We start from the raw sequence: 16,462 nt of genomic DNA on the forward strand, positions 1-16,462 counted from the left end.
GGGGAGAGGGGTATGCCGTGCTGGCGTCGGTCAGGCGGCGCTGCCGGCCGCAGGAGCGGCGGGGCGGTGAGCGAGGGAGGGGCGAGCGGTCGGGACGAGGAGGTGGCGCAGGGTGTCCTCGGCCAGGTCGTCGAGGGTGTAGCGGCCGGGAGCCGTTCGGCCGGCGAGCCAGAGCGCGGCGGTCAGGGCGCCGGTGGCGAAGAGCCGGCGGTCGTGGGCCACGTGGCGCAGCGTGATCGTCTCCAGCTCGGAGACCGCGAGGACCTCGTGCTCGCCGACGACCCCGCCCACACGCAGGCTCGTCGTCTGCACGGTGTCGCTCGTCCGGCCCGCCCCCTCGGCCAGCGCCTCGCGCAGGGCGAGGGCGGTGCCGCTGGGGGAGTCCACCTTGGAGCGGTGGTGCGACTCGGTGACGGCGAGGTCGACGTCGACCGGTGCCGACGCGGCATACCCGCCGAGGGCGTGAGCCAGCCGGCGCACCAGGGCGACGCCGAGGGAGAAGTTGGGTGCCACGAGGACGGGGACGCCGACGTCGTCGCGAAGCAGCGCGGGGTCCCAGCCGGTGGTGCCGACGACGAGCGGCGTGCCGGTGGCCTGCGCCCAGGCGAGGTGGTGGGCGACGGCGTCCGGGTGGCTGACGTCGACCGCGACGTCCACGCGGTCGGCCGGCGGCGTCCCGCGCCCGACCGCCCAGGCCGTCGTGACGTCGCCGCGCGCGTCGGCGAGGTCCCGGATCGCCGAGCCGAGGCGTCCGGTGCCGAGGAGTCCGAGAGTGGTGGGCACCCGACCAGTATGCAGCTCCCCGGACGGCCCTCCGGGTCGTGTTTGTGCAGGTCAGAGCGCTTTTCCCGCCAGGAGGGGAGCGAGCCTCGAGATCGTCCGGCCCCGGCGGCCGGTGGCCGGACGATCGGCCGGGCGGGGGTCGAAAGTCGGTACGCGGCGGTGCCGCCCGCCCGCCCACCCGCCGCACCCCCCACCCGCCGCCCAGGGACCAGCACCGCCACCCCCCAACTCACAGGCGCAAAACGTGATGACGGGCGGATGCATGACCCGTCAGGAACGGCTTGCCTCCTGTGAGTTGCGGGGAAGGGGGCCGCCGCGAGGGAGGCGGCGGCGCGGGGCAAGGAGGGAGGCGGCGGCGCGGGGCAAGGAGGAGGGGAGGGGGCGCGCGGCGCGACCGGTGCGGCAGGCCGTCAGGGGCGCACGAGCCCGGAGCGGAAGGCTAGGGCGACGAGCTGGGCGCGTTCGTGGGAGCCGGTCTTCATGAGCATCCGCGAGATGTGCGTCTTGACCGTCGACTCCGAGACGAACAGCGCGGCGGCGAGCTCGGTGTTGGACGGGGCGTCGGCGAGCAGCCGCAGGACCTCGACCTCGCGCGGGGTGAGCATGTCGAGGCGGGGCCGGCCGCTGCGGTCCTGCGGTGACGTCTCGCGCAAGCGGCTGATCACCTTGCCGGCGACGCTGTGGTCGATCCAGCTGTCACCGGTCGCGATGAGCCGGATGACCTCGCCGAGGTGGGCGGGGGCGGACTGCTTGAGCATGAAGCCGGACGCGCCCGCCCGCAGTGCGCCGTAGAGGGCGGTGTCGTGGTCGAACGTCGTGAGCACCAGCACGGCGGTCATCGCGTCGGCGTCCTCGCGGTCCGCCGTGATCCGACGGGTCGCCTCGACGCCGTCGACGCCGGGCATCCGGAAGTCCATGACGACCACGTCCGGCTCCTCCCGCGCGGCGAGGGCCACGGCCTGGACCCCGTCCTCGGCGACCCCGACCACCTCGATGTCCGGCTCGGCGGCGAGCATCATCGTCAGGCCGTCGCGTACCTCGCGCTGGTCGTCGGCGATCACCACCCTGATCGTCATGCGGCCCCGTCCGCGGGGTCGTCCACCGACCGGATGTGCGTCGGCCGCCCGCCCTCGACACGCCCGCCCTCGCCGTGCCCGCCCTCGGCGCGCCCGCCCTCGGCGCGCCCGGTCTCGACGCGCTCGCCATCGCCACGCCCGCCCGCCGTCCGTGGCGCGGTGAGCGGCAGCACGGCGGTCGTGACGAACTCGTCCCCGACCCAGTCCGCCTCGAACGTCCCGCCCACGAGCTCGACCCGCTCCCGCAGCCCCACCAGGCCGGTGCCGCTGCCCGGGGTGCCGGGGCGCGCGCCGTCGTGGCCGCCGCGGCTGCGGACCTGCAGCTGGAGCCGGTCCGGCTGCCAGCTCTTGAAGAGGTCGACGACGGCGCCCCGTCCGGCGTGCTTCATGGCGTTGGCGAGGGACTCCTGGGCCACGCGATAGCCCGCCAGCCGCACCGAGGGGTCGAGCTCGACGGCCTCGCCCGCACGGTGGATCTGGACGACGAGGCCGCTCTGCCGCGTCAGCTCGGCCAGCGCGTCGATGTCCCCGATGCCCGGTCGCCGGCCGCCGTCCTCGGTGACGTCGAGCACCAGCGTCCCGTCGCCGTCCTCCCGCAGGGCGCTGAGCAGGCGGTGCAGCTCGCGCATGCTCTGCGCACCCGTGCGCTCGATGGTCGTCAGTGCCGCCTCGACGGTGCCGAGCCGAGGTTCCGTCGCCTGGTCGCCGGCGATCGTGCGGGTCAGCGCGGCCGCGCCCGCCGCCTGCATCATCATCGCGCTCACCGAGTGGGCGAGGATGTCGTGCAGCTCGCGGGCGATCCGCTGCCGCTCCTGCGTCGCGGCCTCCTGGCCCAGCGCCTCGAGCTCGTCGCGCAGCTGCGCGGTCGTCCGGTCGGCGCGGTTCTCCCGTCGGCCGAACAACCACACCCCCAGCGCCACGCAGAAGAGGATCGCCATCCCCAGGACGACGTCGAGGCTCGTGAGCTCGCCGACCCGGAGCGCCGGACCGGACCACAACGGTGCGGACCCGACGGCCAGGGCCACGAGGGCGGGTCGTGGGGGGAGGCTGCGGGCGGCGGTATAGAGCACGACGAGCACGGCCGAGATCGGCTGCGACCACTCGGTGCTCGCCGTCAGGGCGACGCTGGCGCCCGAGATGGTCACGAGGACCGCCAACGGGTGCCGGCGACGCAGCAGGACCACGCCGAGCCACACCACCCCCATGGTCACGACGACGTTCCACACGGAGACGTCCAGCCGCCCCCACATCAGGTAGTGGTGGCCGTCCCGCAGGTCGGCCGGGGGGATGGTCATGTAGAGGTCGAGCGCGGTGGCCACGAGCGTCACGGCGACGTAGGGCACCTGGGGGAGCCACGACGGTCCGCGCGGCCAGCGGCGCTCACGGGCCTCCGGCCCCGAGACCTGGTCGTGCTGCGCCATCGTGCCTTGCCTCTCCGTCGCTGCCGGCTCCACCGTAGGTGACCACGGGCACGCCGCGACGCGTCATGCCCGACCCTGCCGCCCCCTGCCGCGGCAGGGACGGGCACGCGCGACAACCGCGTCCTGCGGTTGCACCCTGCTAGTGTCCTCGTCCGATCCGGACCTTCCGTCATCCTCGGGGAGGATCTTCATCCCGTCCGCGGGGCCGTCGCCCGGGTGTGGCAGGCTGGAGCCCCCGGTCGACCCGGGGGACGGGACACGCGAGAGGACACTCCATGGAGCGGGTGCAGGTCGACCTCGACACGTTGGGGATCGGGCGCGGGACCGTCATCCGCTACGGCCACTGGGGGCGGCCTGTCCTGGTCTTCGCCTCCGAGGCCGGGCGCGCGTGGGACTTCGAGAACAACGGCATGGTCGAGGCGGTCGCGCCGCTCCTCGAGGCCGGTCGGGTCAAGCTCTACTGCGTCGACGCCTTCGACCACCTGACCTGGTCCGACAACAGCCTGCCCACCGAGGACCGCGCCCGCCGCCACGGCGCCTTCGAGTCCTGGATCCTCGACACCGTCGTCCCGCGCATCGACGCCGACTCGCCCGGGCACGCCGGGATCGTCGCCACCGGCTGCAGCATGGGCGCCTACCACGCGGTCCACCTCGGTCTGAAGCGCCCGGACGTCGTCCGCGTCGCCATCGGCCTCTCCGGCAACTACGACCCGACCTCCTGGCACGCGTGGGGCGAGATGGGCGAGGCCACCTACTTCGCCAACCCGACGGCCTACGTCGCCAACATGGAGGGCGAGCACCTGCGCTGGGTGCGCGAGCACGCCAACGTCGTGCTGGTCTGCGGCCAGGGCGCCTTCGAGGTGCACCCGACGCAGTCGCTGCCCGGCGCCCAGCGGATGGCGGCGGTCCTCGCGGAGAAGCAGATCCCGCACGAGTTCGACCTCTGGGGCTTCGACAGCGCGCACGACTGGCCGTGGTGGCGCAAGCAGCTCGCGCACCACCTGCCCCGCTTCTGCTGAGCGGCGCCCGGGGGCACCACGCTCCCCGGTATGCCGGTCACGCGCCACTCACGTGCGTGGCCGACGCCCGCCGACCGCCCGGTATGCCGTCCACGCGCCACTCACGTGCGTGGCCGACGCCCGCCGACCGCCGGTATGCCGTGCACGACCCACTCACGTGCGTGGCCGACGCCCACCGACCGCCCGGATGCCGTGCACGACCCACTCAGGCGAGTGAGGTCTGCTCCGGGACGGCCGGCGGGGGCAGCCCGGCTCAGCCCTCCGCCGGAGGCACGTAGAACCCCGTCGTCGCCGCGACGTTCGCCTCGACGCGGGCGGCGTCGTCACCCGCCGCCAGCTGCGCCTCGCCCCAGGCCCGTGCCGCCCGGGTGTTGAACTCCCGCACCGCCGGATGGGCCGCGACCTCCTCCGGCGACATCCCCAGCTCCTGCCCCGCGAGGTGCAGGGCGAGACCCAGCAGCGCGCCGTCCCAGCCGACGCCGACCGCGCCCGGACCGAACTCGTCCCACATCTCCGGCGGCACCTGGGCCCGGTGCTCGAGCTCGAGCCGGGTGCTCGCGCCGTCCTCGGTCAGGCGCACCTCGACCAGCGACGTGTCCGCGGGGCCGGCGGGGCCCATCTCCCACGTCACGACGAGGCGCCGCGGCGCCTCGCACTCGCGGACCACGCCGCCGGCGTTGCCCTCGACCTGGAAGCGCCCGCCGACCTCCAGGTCCCCGCTCACCGGCAGGAACCACCGCGCCAGCCGGTCCCGGTCGGTCAGCGCGTCCCACACGTCGTCGGCGGCCGCGGGGTACGTGCGCGTCAGCAGCACCACCTTCGCCGGCCCCGCCGGCACCTCGCCGTCGCGCACCGTGCGCTCCACCGAGGTCAGCTCCTCGAGCAGGTCCTTCATGCCATCCTCCTGGGGTCGGGCGCGGCGGCTGCCGCACCGGTCTGGGGTATGCCGTGCGCGCGCGCCCCGGCGGGCGCCCGCCGCTGCCGCCGGCCTCTCGCGAGCTCGGTCCCGAGCGCGTCGAGGCGCTGCGACCAGAAGCCGCGCACGTCGGCGAGCCAGCGCTCGGCCTCGGCGAGCGGCTCCTCGCGCAGGCCGTAGATGCGGCGGGTGCCCTCCTGCCGGACGGTGACGAGGTCGGCGTCGCGCAGGACGCGCAGGTGCTGCGAGACCGCCGGCTGGCTGATCCCGAACTCCTCCCGGACCAGGGCCACGACACCGCCCGCCGAGAGCTCCCCGCCGCGGGCGAGGTGCTCGAGGACGCGCCGGCGGACCGGCTCGGCCAGCACCTCGAAGACGTCCACGCACCCCATCCTGGCGCCACGACATACATAAGTCAAGTCTTATATATAGTGCAGGTGACGGGGCACCCGGGCCACCTCCTGACGGGACGGTGGCCGAGGGGATAGGTTCTGGCCATGACCAATGACGTGCGCTCCCACCTGGTCGGTCTGCTGCTCGGTGCGGAGGAGGACTGGCCGCGTGCCTTCGAGGCGATCCTGAAGATGGTGGGGCCGCTGAAGGCGGGTGGGACGACCCACACGCTGGAGACCGAGCGGGTGCGGATCCACCCCTTCGACCTCACCGACGACGTCCGGCACGAGATGGTCATCGACCGGCTCGCGTACTGGTACTACCACCCGCGCGAGTGGCTGAAGAAGGCCGCGCTGATGAACGACACGTACCTGCTGAACAGCCCGTTCACCTTCCAGGCGATGGAGAAGCACAGCGCCTACTGCGCGATGCTGCGGCTCGGGATGAAGATCCCCAAGACGGTCCTCGTCCCCTACAAGAACCCGGTCGACAACGTGCGCTGGGCCTACACCTCGGCGAAGTACAACGACCCGTTCGACCTCGACGCGATCGCCGACGAGGTGGGCTACCCGCTCTACATGAAGCCCTTCGACGGCGGCGGCTGGCGCGGCGTGTCCCGCGTCGACGACCGCGAGTCGCTGCACCGGTCCTACGACGAGTCCGGCAACATGCTCATGCACCTGCAGGCGACGATCGACTACGACCACTTCGCCCGCGCGCTCTCGATCGGTCCCGAGACGATGGTCATGGACTTCCGGCCCGGCGAGCCGATGCACTCCCGGTATGCCGTCACGCACAACTTCCTCTCCCAGCAGGCCGGGTGGGAGACCGAGACGGTCAGCAAGGTGGTCAACGCCTTCTTCGGCTGGGAGTTCAACAGCTGCGAGATGCTGGTCCGGGGTGACGACGTGCACCCGATCGACTACGCCAACGCGTGCCCCGACGTCGCGGTGACCTCGCTGCACTACTACTTCCCGTGGGCGATGACCGCGCTGGTGCGCTGGTCGGCCTACTGCCTGGTGACGGGTCGCAAGAGCTTCATCGGGGTGCGCTCGCCGCGGGCCTACTTCGACATCGCCGACGACCCGGACCGCAGCTACCTGGAGAAGATGCAGGCCTACCGGGCGCTGGCCGACCAGGAGTTCGACTCCGAGCGCTACTGGCAGTGGTGCGAGGACAACCTGTCGCACCTGCCCGAGCGGGTGCTGGAGTGGGTCGCCTCGCCGGCGTTCGACACCCTGCTCACCGACACGGTCCGGGCGACCTACCCGCAGCACGAGCACGAGCAGTTCATGGCGCACTTCCGCGGGCTCACCGGCCTGTGGGTCAAGGACCAGCAGATCCTGCGCGGCGCCCGCTGACCCCCTGACCTACCCCCGGCGCCCGAGCACGCGCGCGACGGCCTCCGCGGCACCCTCGCCGCCGGGGAGTCGGGCGGCGGTGTGCGCGTCGGGGCGCACGAGCCACCAGTCGCCCTCCTCCCAGGCCAGCCCGGCCATCACGGCCTCGGCGCCGGGGAGGGTCGAGAGGTCGACGACGGTCCCGGGCGCCCCCTCGGGCAGCGTCTGGTCCAGGGTGCGGCGTGCGGCGGCGGCGGCGTCCGCGGAGTCGACGAGCAGGCTCAGCCTCCCGCGCACCAGGTCGCGCATCCGCAGCCGGCCGAAGGTCGGTCGGACCTCCAGGTCCGCCAGTGACGCGTCGTCGACCTCCAGGGCGGCATCGGGGAGCACCACGCCCGGGACCGGTGCCGGTGGCTCGCCCCGTGGCGGCCGCCCCGGCCACGGGCGGGACGGGTCGGGCGTGGTGAGGGGGGAGTCGACATACCAGAAGGGCTCCGCGAGACGACCCGAGTCGACCCGGTCGCGCGCCGCCTCGTCGTGGACGGCGGCGGTGAGGAGGGTATGGCGCGCCTCGGCGGCGGCGGGGGTGCGCGGCACGAGGAAGTCCATGGTCGCGGTGGTGACCTCGAGGTTCTCGCGCGCCGCCGCCCGCCGCTCGACCTCGTAGCTGTCGAGCAGGGAGTCCTCCGCCCACCCGCGCAGCACCGCGACCAGCTTCCAGACGAGGTTGTCGACGTCGCCGACCCCCGAGTTGAGCCCGCGCGCGCCGAACGGCGAGACGAGGTGGGCCACGTCACCGGCCAGCAGCGCGCGTCCGACGCGGAAGTGCGAGGCCAGCCGGGCGTGGAAGCGGTAGACGGAGCTCCACACGACCTCGTAGGGGACGTCCGGCCCGAGGACCTGCTGGATCCGCTGGTCGAGGCTCCCGTCCCGTCGCGCCACCTGGAGGTCGAACGTCGGGTCCACCTGCCAGTCGATCCGGTGGACCGACCCTGGGCAGGGGTGGATGAGCACCTGCCGGCCGGGGTTCCACGTCGGGTCGAAGTAGAACCGCCGCTCGCTCTCCCAGCCCGGCAGGTCGGCGCGGATGTCGCAGATGAGGAAGGCCTCGTCGAAGGTCCGGCCGGGGAAGGTGACGTCCAGGGCCGTGCGCAGCGCCGACCCGCGTGCCCCGCCGCAGGCGACGAGGTAGCTGCCGTCCACGTCGTCGGGACCGTGCGGGGTGCTGCAGCGCACGCGGACGTGGGTGTCGTGGTCCTGGCGGTCCTCGACCGTCCAGCCCCACCGCACCTCCACCAGCGGCTCCCCGGCGATCCGCTCGTCGAGCAGCTCCTCGGTGCGGCTCTGGGAGATGTTGACGAAGGGCGGCATCGGGGAGGCGCCAGGGTCCGGCAGGTCGATGCTGAAGAGCTCGTGGGTGCGGTAGAAGGTGCGCGCGCGGGTCCACGTCAGCCCCTCCTCGGCGATCTGCGGCACCCCGGCCCAGGCCCAGACGTCGAGGACGTCGCGCTGCTGGCAGATCGCCTTGCTGCCCTCGGGGTCGCGCCGGGGACGCCCGTCCAGCAGGACCACGGGTATGCCGTGGCGCGCCAGCAGGAGGGCCGCGGTCTGGCCGACCGGCCCGTTTCCCGCGACGACCACGGGTTGGGCCGGGGGTGGGGGCGGCGGCGGGGGTGTGGCGGAGGTCATCCTGCTCAGCCCTGGAGCTGGTCCCAGACGGAGCGGTCACGCTCCGCCGTCCAGATGACCGGACGCTCCACGCCGGAGAGCTCGTCCCACACGCGGGACACGTCGAAGGGGAGGGTGTGCTCGAAGATCGGCCAGTGGCCGTAGTCCGGCGAGAGGGCGGCGTGGGTGGCGTCGAAGGCCTCCTTGAGGCTGCCCTGCCGGTCGTGCACCTCCCGGACGCAGCGGACCATCTCGCTCAGGAAGTGTCGGGTCTGCGCGACGGCCGCCGCGACGCCGTCACCGGTGACGACCTCACCCCGGCCGCCGACGAGCTGGTCGGCGCCGAGCGCGGCGACGCGGTCGAGGGTGGGACCCATCCAGTCGTGGTGGAAGGCGTCGCCGGTGTAGAGCGCGGCCTGCGCCTCGACGAGGTCCCCCGCGAAGAGGATGCGCTGCTGCGGCAGCCAGGCGACGACGTCACCCTCGGTGTGGCCGCGACCGCAGTACTGCAGCACCAGGTCGCCGCGCTCCCCGCCGAGGGGGATGACCAGCCGGTCGGAGAAGGTGACCGTCGGCCAGGTCAGCCCGGGGATGGTCTCGGGGTGCTTGAAGAGCCGCGGCATCCGGCCGTACTCGGACTCCCAGTCCTGCTGGCCCCGCTCGGCGATGAGGTCCCTGGTCAGCTCGTGGGCGATGATCTCCGCGGCCCCGAACGCCGCCGCGCCGAGGACCCGCACCGCGTGGTAGTGGCTGAGGACGAGGTGGCGCACGGGCTTGTCGGTCAGCTCCCGCAGGGCGGTCAGCCACTCCTCCGCGGCCGCCGGCGTGGCCAGCGCCTCGAAGCAGACGAGGAAGTCCTCACCCTCGATCGCCCCGACGTTGGGGTCGCCCTCGGCGGTGCGGGCGTAGACGCCGGGGGCCAGGACCTCGATCCGGGCCTGCTTGTCGGTGAGGTCGGCGCTGGAGGCGAAGCTCTTGGTCATCGCGGGTCTCCTGGGGGTGGTCCGGCGGGGGGATCGTGCACCTCGTGGTCGTAGCGCGCCACCGCCGTGGCCACCCGCCGGACGTTGTCCTCCGGCATCGTGGTCGCGCTGCCGCCCAGGTAGGCCGCCTGCACGCGTGGGTCGTCGCGCAGCTGCTCGACCGTCCCCTCGACGAGGACCCGCCCGCGCTCCATGACGACGGCGCGGTCGGCGACCGAGAACGCCGCGCGGATGTTCTGCTCGACGAGCAGCACCGCGAGGTTGCGGTTGTCGCGCAGGTGCGCGAGCGCCGCGACGATCTCGCCCACGACCTTCGGGGCCAGGCCCAGGCTCGGCTCGTCGAGCACGATGACGGAGGGGTCGGCCATCAGGCCGCGGGCCATCGCCAGCATCTGCTGCTCGCCGCCGGAGAGGGCACCGGCCTGCAGGGCGATCCGGTCCGCGAGGCGGGGGAAGAGCTCGAGCGCGGCGGCGCGGCGCTCGGCATACCTCTTGTCCCGCTTGCGGTTCCACCCACCCAGCTGGAGGTTGTCCTCGACGGACAAGGAGGGGAAGACGAGCCGGTTCTCCGGGACGTGGGCCAGGCCGAGGGCGGAGATCCGCTCGGCTCCCAGCCGGGTGATCTCGCGGTCGTCGAGGTGCACGCTGCCGCCCGTCGGCTGGAGCAGGCCCGAGACGGCGCGCAGGACCGTCGTCTTGCCCGCGCCGTTGGCGCCGACCATGGCGACGATCTCTCCCGGGTCGACCTGCAGGCTCACGCCGTGGAGGACGGCGAGCCCCTCGTAGGAGGCGGTGAGGTCGCGGACGACGAGGCTCATCGCTGGTCTCCTTCCCTGGCCGGTCCGGAGCGTGTGTGGACGACGGCGTCGTCGTCCTCGTCGGAGCCGAGGTAGGCGGCGATGACGGCCGGGTCGCGGCGGATCTCGGCGGGGGTGCCCTCGGCGATCCGCACCCCGTCGTCGAGGACGACGATGCGGTCGGCCAGCGCCATGACGGCGGCGACGTCGTGCTCGACGAGCAGGACCGCGATGCCCGCGCCGCGGACCCGCCGGAGCATCTCGCCCAGGTGGTCGCGCTCGCCCGAGGACAGCCCGGCCATCGGCTCGTCCAGGAGCAGCAGGCTCGGCGCGAGGGCCAGGGCCCGGGCGACCTCCACCTGCCGCTGCTGGCCGAAGGAGAGGGCGGTGATCGGGCGGTCGGCGTGGGCGGCCAGCCCGGTGGCGGTGAGCACCCGGTCGGCCTCCCGGCGGGTGCGGCGCTCCTCGGCGAGGTCGAGCCCGAGCATCCCGGGCACCAGCCCCGCCCGGCTGCGCAGGTGGCGCGCCACCATGACGTTGCCGCGGACGGTGCTGCTGCGGAAGACCTGCAGGTTCTGGAAGGTGCGGGTCGCCCCGAGGGCGGCGACGACGTGCGGCCGGCGGCCCTGCACCTCCTGGCCGCGGACGGTGACCGACCCCTCGGTGGGACCCATCACGCCGGTGATGATGTTGAACGCGGTCGTCTTGCCGGCGCCGTTGGGGCCGATGAGCGCGACGATCTCGCCGGCGTGGACGTCGAGGTCCACCTCGGACAGCGCGACGACCCCGCCGTAGCGCTTGGTGAGCCCCCGGACCTGCAGGATCGGCGATCCCCGCTCGGGCACGTCGGCCTGGGCGAGCAGGTCGTCCAGCTCCTCCCCGAGGGCGGCCGGCGCGTCCTCGGCGACGCCGGGGTCGGCGCGGGTGCCACGGAACCGGCGGACCAGGGCGGACCACAGCTGGGCCAGGCCGCCCGGGACGAGGATGATGACCAGGACCAGGACGACGCCGAACCCGAGCAGCTGCACCTCGCCGGAGGCGCCGGGGATGATCTGGGGGATGAGGGTCCGCATGCCCTCGTCGAGGGTCTCCACCAGGATGGCGCCGGTGAGCGCTCCCCAGACGGTGCCCAGGCCGCCGAGGACCACCATGAGCAGGAACGAGACCGACAGGGGGAAGTTGGCGGCCTCGGGGCTGACGACGGCGAGCCAGTGGGCGTAGAAGACGCCCGCGAGCCCGGCGTAGCCGGCGGCGAGGACGAAGACCCGCAGCCGCAGCCCGGAGGTGTCGACACCGAGGCACTCGGCCGCCACCTCGGAGTCGTTCACGGCCCCGAGGGCGCGGCCGATGCGGGAGTGGGTGAGCTTCTGGGCGAGGGCGATCGAGAGCACGACCACCGGTGCCAGAAGCCAGAAGAACTCCGCGGGCGTGTTGTAGACGCGCCCGCCGAACTCCGGCTTGGGGATGCCGAAGATCCCGCTGGTGCCGCCGGTGTAGTCGAGCTCACGGACGACGACGGTGACGATGATGCCCAGCCCGAGCGTCGCGAGCGCGAGGAAGTGCCCGCGCAGCCGGAGCAGGGGCACGCCGACGAGCAGCGCCAGGAGCATCGCCGCGGCCACCGCGACGGGCAGGGCGGCCAGCATGGACCAGCCGTGCTTGGTCACGAGGATCGCCTGGGTGTAGGCGCCGACGGCGAAGAACGCCGCCTGGCCCAGGCTGACCTGGCCGGCGAGACCCATGAGGAGGGAGAGCCCGACCGCGGCGACGGTGAAGATCAGGACGTAGACGCCGATGTTGACGAGGTTGGTCGAGGCCACGAGCGGGAACAGGACGAGGCCGACGACGAGCAGCAGGTAGGGGAGCAGCGTGCGGAGCCGGGGCATCAGACGCGCACCCCGCTCCCGCGGAGCGCCAGACCCTGCGGGCGCAGGACCAGGACGAGGACGAGGACGATGAAGGCCACGGCGTCGCGGTAGCCGGAGTCGAGGTAGCCCGCCACGAGGTTCTCGAGCACACCGAGCATCAGGCCACCGATGAAGGCGACGCGGAAGGAGACCAGCCCGCCGAGGGTGGCGGCGACGAAGCCCTTGAGGCCGAGGGTCAGCCCGTGCTCCCAGGAGGCGAAGTAGATCGGCGAGCCGATGACGCCGGCCACGGCGCCCACGAGGCCGGCGATGGCGAAGGCGACCATGGTCGCCGTGCGGGGGGAGATGCCGACGAGGCGGGCCGCCACCGGCTGCTCCGCGCAGGCCCGCAGCGCCTTGCCGTGGAGGGTGTGCTCGTAGAACCAGACCACGGCATACCCGAGGACGGCGGCGATGCCGAGGATCCACAGCTCCTGGGAGCGGATGCTCACCCCCGCGACCGTGAAGTTCTGCCCGGGGAAGGTCGAGAGGCTGCGGGCCTCCGGGCCCCAGACCAGCAGCATGATCGCCTTGAGGGCGGTCGAGACGCCGAGCGTGAGGATGATCGAGACCAGGGGGGTCATCTTCTTCACCGGGGCGATCGCCACCCGCTCGATGAGCACCGAGACGAGGACGACGAAGGGCACGACGAGGAGGATGACCACGAGGAGCGGCAACCCTGCCGCCACGCCGCTGATCGCGGCGAGGCCGGCCAGGGCGGCGTACTCGCCCTGGGCGAGGTTGACGATCTCCCGGACCGAGAAGATCGCGACGAACCCGAGCGCGATCAGGCCGTAGACCGCTCCCTGCGCCAACCCCGAGAAGGTCAGCTGCAGCAGGTCGGTCATCGACCGGTGGACCCGGCCGCGTCCGCACCCTCGGCGATGGTCCAGCCACCGTCCTGGATCTCGACGAGGACGAGGGCGTCCTTGGTCAGGCCGGAGTGGTCCTCGGGGGTCATCGTGAAGATGCCGGAGACGCCGGGCCAGTCGGCCGTCGCCTCGATGGCGTCGCGCAGCGCCTGCGGGTCGGTGCCCGCCTCCTCGATCGCGTTGACGGCGATCCAGAAGCCGTCGTAGGCGTGGCCGGCGAAGGTCGAGGGCTTCTTGTCCCACTTCGCCTCGTAGTCGGAGACGAAGGTGTTGACGACCTCCTTCTGCGGGTCGTCGTCGGGCAGCTGGTCGGCGACGAGCATCTTGCCGAGCGGGGCGAGCAGGCCCTCCGCGGACTCGCCCGCCTCGTCGAGGAAGACCTGGTTGCCGATGCCGTGCGACTGGTAGACCGGCTTGTCGATGCCGAGCTGGACGTAGGCCTTCTGCGCGAGCGCGGCGGCCGGCGGGATGCCCCAGATGAGGACGGCGTCGGGGTTGGCGTCGCGCACGTTGACCATCTGCGCGGTGAAGTCGGTGGCGTCGGGGGCGAACTTCTCGACGGCGGTCACCTCGATGCCGGCGTCGGAGCCGATCTCGGTGAGCATCTCCGGGATGCCCTCGCCGAAGCCGGAGGCGTCACGGGCCACGGCGACCTTCGTGTAGCCCTTGGCGGCCATGTCGTCGACCATCTTCTCCAGGACGACGCGGTCGTTCTGGGCGGTCTTGAACACCCACTCCGAGCCGTCGACGATCTTCTGGTTGGCGGCGAGGGAGATCATCGGGATCTCGGCCTGCTCCGCGAGCGGCCGCATCGCGAGGCTGGGCCCGGTCCGGGACGCGCCGAGGAGGATGTGCACCTCGTCCGTCGTCAGCAGCTTGTTGGTCGCCTTGGCCGCGCCGTCCTCGGTCGACTGGTTGTCCTCGATGATCACCTCGAGCTCGCGGCCGCCGATGCCGCCCTCGTCGTTGACCTGCTCGGCGAGCAGCTCGATCGTCTCGCGCTCGGCGACGCCCAGGGAGGCACCCGCTCCGGTGATGTCGAGGACGACCCCCATCTTGACGGGGCCCGACTCGTCACCGCCGCCGGCGCTGCCGGTCGCGCCGTCGCCCCCGGCCCCAGGGTCGGCCGTCTCCTCCGCGCACCCGGAGGCGGTGAGAGCCAGGGCGGCCGCGAGGGCGACGAGCGTGCGTCGTGCGGCGGCGGGGCCGGAGGTGTGGGGGCCAGCAGTGCGGCGCATGTCGGACTCCTTCGTCGTGCTCTATAGTAGAGCGCTGCGCTTCGATTAACGGTCACAGAGTATGACGGAGGCACCACAGTGGCAAGGGTGGACCGCACCGGCCCGAGAGATCGGGGTGACCTGGGCCCGGTCGCGACCGCGGCGGGGTTGCCCGCGGGCGGGCTGCCGGACGGCATCGGGTCGCAGACCCTGGACCGCGGCCTGCTCGTCCTGGAGGCCGTGACCGAGGCCCAGGAACCGCTGAGCGTGGCCGACCTCGTCGACCGGACCGGCCTGCACCGCTCGATCGTCTACCGGATGGTCCGCACCCTGGAGCACCACCGCCTGCTGAGCCGCGCCGCGGACGGGCGCTACCGGCCCGGCGCGCGCCTGGCGGTGCTGGCCCGCACCGTCTTCCCCAGCCTGCGTACCGCCGCCGCCTCACCTCTGGTCGAGCTCGCCCGGCGGACCGGCATGACCGCGTTCGTCGTGGTTCCGGAGGGTGATCTCGCCGTGACCCTCGACGTGGAGGAGCCGCGGCGCTCGCTGGCCCACGTGTCCTACCGCCCGGGCGTGCAGCACCCGCTGTCGGCCGGCGCCCCGGGCCTGGCGATCCTCGCCGGGAGGCCCCCGGTCGAGGGGGAGCGCCCCGAGGTCGAGGAGGCCCGCCGGCGCGGCTGGACCCGGTCCCACGGGGAGGTCATCCCCGGCTACCGGTCGTGCGCTGCGCCCCTCAGGGACCGCACGGGGGCGTGCGTCGGCGCGATCTGCGTCGTCTACGTCGGGGACACCCCGGCCGAGGACCTCGCCCCTCACCTGACGGCGGCGGCGCGGGCCACCGAGGACGCGCTCGCCGGAGCCTGACGCCGACGCCCGGGGTGGGCTGCTGCTGCCCTGGCGACACCGATCCACCCCGGTCCCGACCGGCACGCCGACGCCTGGGGTGGTCTGCTGCTGCCCTGGCGACACCGATCCACCCCGGTCCCGACCGGCACGCCGACGCCTGGGGTGGTCTGCTGCTGCCCTGGCGACACCGATCCACCCCGGTCCCCACGTCGGCAGCGAGTTGCCGCAACGTCGACCGCTCACCGCAGCCGAGGCTGGCGCCCGACCGGGCAGGTCGGTCCGCAGGCGCGCGGTCGTCCCTGCCAACCCCGCGCGATCTGCACCAGCGCCACGTCCACCGCCAGCTCGCAGGGCCGCTCGGTCACCTCGAACCAGCCGGCGCGCAGGGTGACCTCGCCGGTGCCCGCGACCTCCCGGTCGCGACCGCGATCCCGCACCTGACGACCGCGGTGGTAGAGCTCGCCGTCGATCTCCATCCCGATGCCACGCTCGCGGTCCTTGAAGTCGAGGCGCCTCACCCGTCCACCAGCGGCCGACCCGTCGACGGGCACCTGCCGCTCCATGGAGGGCAGGCCGTGCGGACGCTCGACGCGATCGACATACCTGACCTCGGCCACGCTCTCGAATCCCTCCGCTGCCGCGGTGAGCACCTCGGCGAGGGTGGACCTGCGCGGGTGCTGGGGATGGTGGCGCAGCTCCGCCCGCAGCGACCCGACCGTGACGTGCCCGCGGCTCACGGCCCGGGTGACCAGGGCGACGTCGTCGTCGAGCGTCCGCCCGGGCAGCGCCAGCACATCCAGCACCGTCTGCGCGGCCGAGGTCACGGGTATGCCGTAGCGCCGCGCCGTGCTCATCCGTCGTCTCCTCCGCACGCGCACGCCCGGGAGGCGACCGGAGCGGTGCTTCTCCCACGGCTCGGCGAGCGTGAGGATCTGCGGCTCACGGTCGCCGAGGCCCCAGAGGACGAGGGCGCACTCCAGACTGGCCACGGCCCCGTCCCCCCGGGCGAGGGTCGCGGCCAGGAGCCGCTCGCGCCAGGTGGGTGAGCCGCTGTGCGTGAGGTAGACCCCGGGGAAGAGGCGCTGCCACCGGCCGGTCGCGAGGAGGTGGCGGACCGCAGCGGCGGTGAGTCCGTCGGCCAGGGCCTGGCGTCGGGTGGTGACGTTCCTCATGCCGCCACGCTCGCGGATCCTCAGGACGCGCCGTCGGACTTGTCCACAGGGG

At 73.5% G+C, this 16,462-nt stretch carries 15 protein-coding genes; 3 read left to right on the plus strand and 12 right to left on the minus strand.

What is annotated here, in order from left to right; translation table 11 throughout:
* Nucleotides 1–30: 30 nt before the first annotated feature.
* The 3 genes from D4B81_RS12770 to D4B81_RS12780 all read right to left on the minus strand — a co-directional run bounded on the left by D4B81_RS12770 (nucleotide 31) and on the right by D4B81_RS12780 (nucleotide 3,280).
* Complete coding sequence (locus D4B81_RS12770) at nucleotides 31–783, minus strand: 4-hydroxy-tetrahydrodipicolinate reductase (RefSeq protein WP_122262989.1); 753 nt, start codon at nucleotides 781–783, stop codon at nucleotides 31–33.
* A gap of 410 nt (nucleotides 784–1,193) precedes the next feature.
* Complete coding sequence (locus tag D4B81_RS12775) at nucleotides 1,194–1,859, minus strand: response regulator transcription factor (protein WP_122262990.1); 666 nt, start codon at nucleotides 1,857–1,859, stop codon at nucleotides 1,194–1,196.
* The gene (locus tag D4B81_RS12780) at nucleotides 1,856–3,280 is read right to left on the minus strand and encodes a sensor histidine kinase (protein WP_122262991.1); all 1,425 of its coding nucleotides are present in this window, start codon (nucleotides 3,278–3,280) and stop codon (nucleotides 1,856–1,858) included. Before D4B81_RS12780 ends, D4B81_RS12775 begins: the two co-directional genes overlap by 4 nt.
* 275 nt (nucleotides 3,281–3,555) lie before the next feature.
* Between D4B81_RS12780 and D4B81_RS12785 the strand changes: the two genes are divergently transcribed.
* Entirely contained in the window at nucleotides 3,556–4,299 is a 744-nt protein-coding gene (locus D4B81_RS12785; protein ID WP_097188776.1) for an esterase family protein, read from the plus strand.
* Nucleotides 4,300–4,552: 253 nt separating this feature from the next.
* On the opposite strand, the gene D4B81_RS12790 is transcribed toward D4B81_RS12785, so the two are convergent.
* Both D4B81_RS12790 and D4B81_RS12795 read right to left on the minus strand, forming a co-directional pair.
* Nucleotides 4,553–5,194 carry an SRPBCC family protein gene (locus tag D4B81_RS12790; RefSeq protein WP_122262992.1) on the minus strand — a complete coding sequence of 214 codons (642 nt, stop codon included), beginning with the start codon at nucleotides 5,192–5,194 and terminating at the stop codon, nucleotides 4,553–4,555.
* Nucleotides 5,191–5,598 (minus strand): ArsR/SmtB family transcription factor, encoded by a 408-nt coding sequence (locus tag D4B81_RS12795; protein ID WP_202613685.1) that lies wholly within the window; start codon nucleotides 5,596–5,598, stop codon nucleotides 5,191–5,193. The genes D4B81_RS12790 and D4B81_RS12795 overlap by 4 nt, the downstream gene beginning before the upstream one ends.
* Before the next feature lie 114 nt (nucleotides 5,599–5,712).
* On the opposite strand from D4B81_RS12795, the gene D4B81_RS12800 reads away from it, so the two are divergent.
* Entirely contained in the window at nucleotides 5,713–6,969 is a 1,257-nt protein-coding gene (locus D4B81_RS12800) for an ATP-grasp domain-containing protein (RefSeq protein WP_122262994.1), read from the plus strand.
* Between the two features lie 9 nt (nucleotides 6,970–6,978).
* Here the strand turns inward: D4B81_RS12800 and D4B81_RS12805 are convergent, their stop codons facing one another.
* From D4B81_RS12805 to D4B81_RS12830, 6 genes are read right to left on the minus strand one after another with little or no spacing between them, the layout of a single operon-like run.
* The gene (locus tag D4B81_RS12805) at nucleotides 6,979–8,637 is read right to left on the minus strand and encodes an FAD-dependent monooxygenase (protein ID WP_122262995.1); all 1,659 of its coding nucleotides are present in this window, start codon (nucleotides 8,635–8,637) and stop codon (nucleotides 6,979–6,981) included.
* A gap of 5 nt (nucleotides 8,638–8,642) precedes the next feature.
* Nucleotides 8,643–9,599, minus strand: a complete 957-nt coding sequence (locus tag D4B81_RS12810) for an MBL fold metallo-hydrolase (protein ID WP_122262996.1) — start codon at nucleotides 9,597–9,599, stop codon at nucleotides 8,643–8,645.
* Nucleotides 9,596–10,417: an ABC transporter ATP-binding protein gene (locus tag D4B81_RS12815; RefSeq protein ID WP_122262997.1), complete on the minus strand. Its 822-nt coding sequence runs from the start codon at nucleotides 10,415–10,417 to the stop codon at nucleotides 9,596–9,598. Before D4B81_RS12815 ends, D4B81_RS12810 begins: the two co-directional genes overlap by 4 nt.
* Entirely contained in the window at nucleotides 10,414–12,282 is a 1,869-nt protein-coding gene (locus D4B81_RS12820) for a branched-chain amino acid ABC transporter ATP-binding protein/permease (protein WP_122262998.1), read from the minus strand. The genes D4B81_RS12815 and D4B81_RS12820 overlap by 4 nt, the downstream gene beginning before the upstream one ends.
* Nucleotides 12,282–13,151, minus strand: coding sequence for a branched-chain amino acid ABC transporter permease (locus D4B81_RS12825; RefSeq protein WP_122262999.1), 870 nt, complete (start codon nucleotides 13,149–13,151; stop codon nucleotides 12,282–12,284). Before D4B81_RS12825 ends, D4B81_RS12820 begins: the two co-directional genes overlap by 1 nt.
* The gene (locus tag D4B81_RS12830) at nucleotides 13,148–14,413 is read right to left on the minus strand and encodes an ABC transporter substrate-binding protein (RefSeq protein ID WP_122263000.1); all 1,266 of its coding nucleotides are present in this window, start codon (nucleotides 14,411–14,413) and stop codon (nucleotides 13,148–13,150) included. The genes D4B81_RS12825 and D4B81_RS12830 overlap by 4 nt, the downstream gene beginning before the upstream one ends.
* 87 nt (nucleotides 14,414–14,500) lie before the next feature.
* On the opposite strand from D4B81_RS12830, the gene D4B81_RS12835 reads away from it, so the two are divergent.
* Entirely contained in the window at nucleotides 14,501–15,256 is a 756-nt protein-coding gene (locus tag D4B81_RS12835; protein WP_202613686.1) for an IclR family transcriptional regulator, read from the plus strand.
* A 221-nt stretch (nucleotides 15,257–15,477) separates the two neighbouring features.
* Here the strand turns inward: D4B81_RS12835 and D4B81_RS12840 are convergent, their stop codons facing one another.
* A complete protein-coding gene (locus D4B81_RS12840) occupies nucleotides 15,478–16,410 on the minus strand; it encodes a hypothetical protein (protein WP_122263001.1) in 933 nt (310 codons plus the stop codon).
* Between the last annotated feature and the right edge of the window lie 52 nt (nucleotides 16,411–16,462).

The sequence above is a fragment of the Ornithinimicrobium cerasi genome, assembly GCF_003702705.1.
GTDB classification, from domain to species: domain Bacteria; phylum Actinomycetota; class Actinomycetes; order Actinomycetales; family Dermatophilaceae; genus Ornithinicoccus; species Ornithinicoccus cerasi.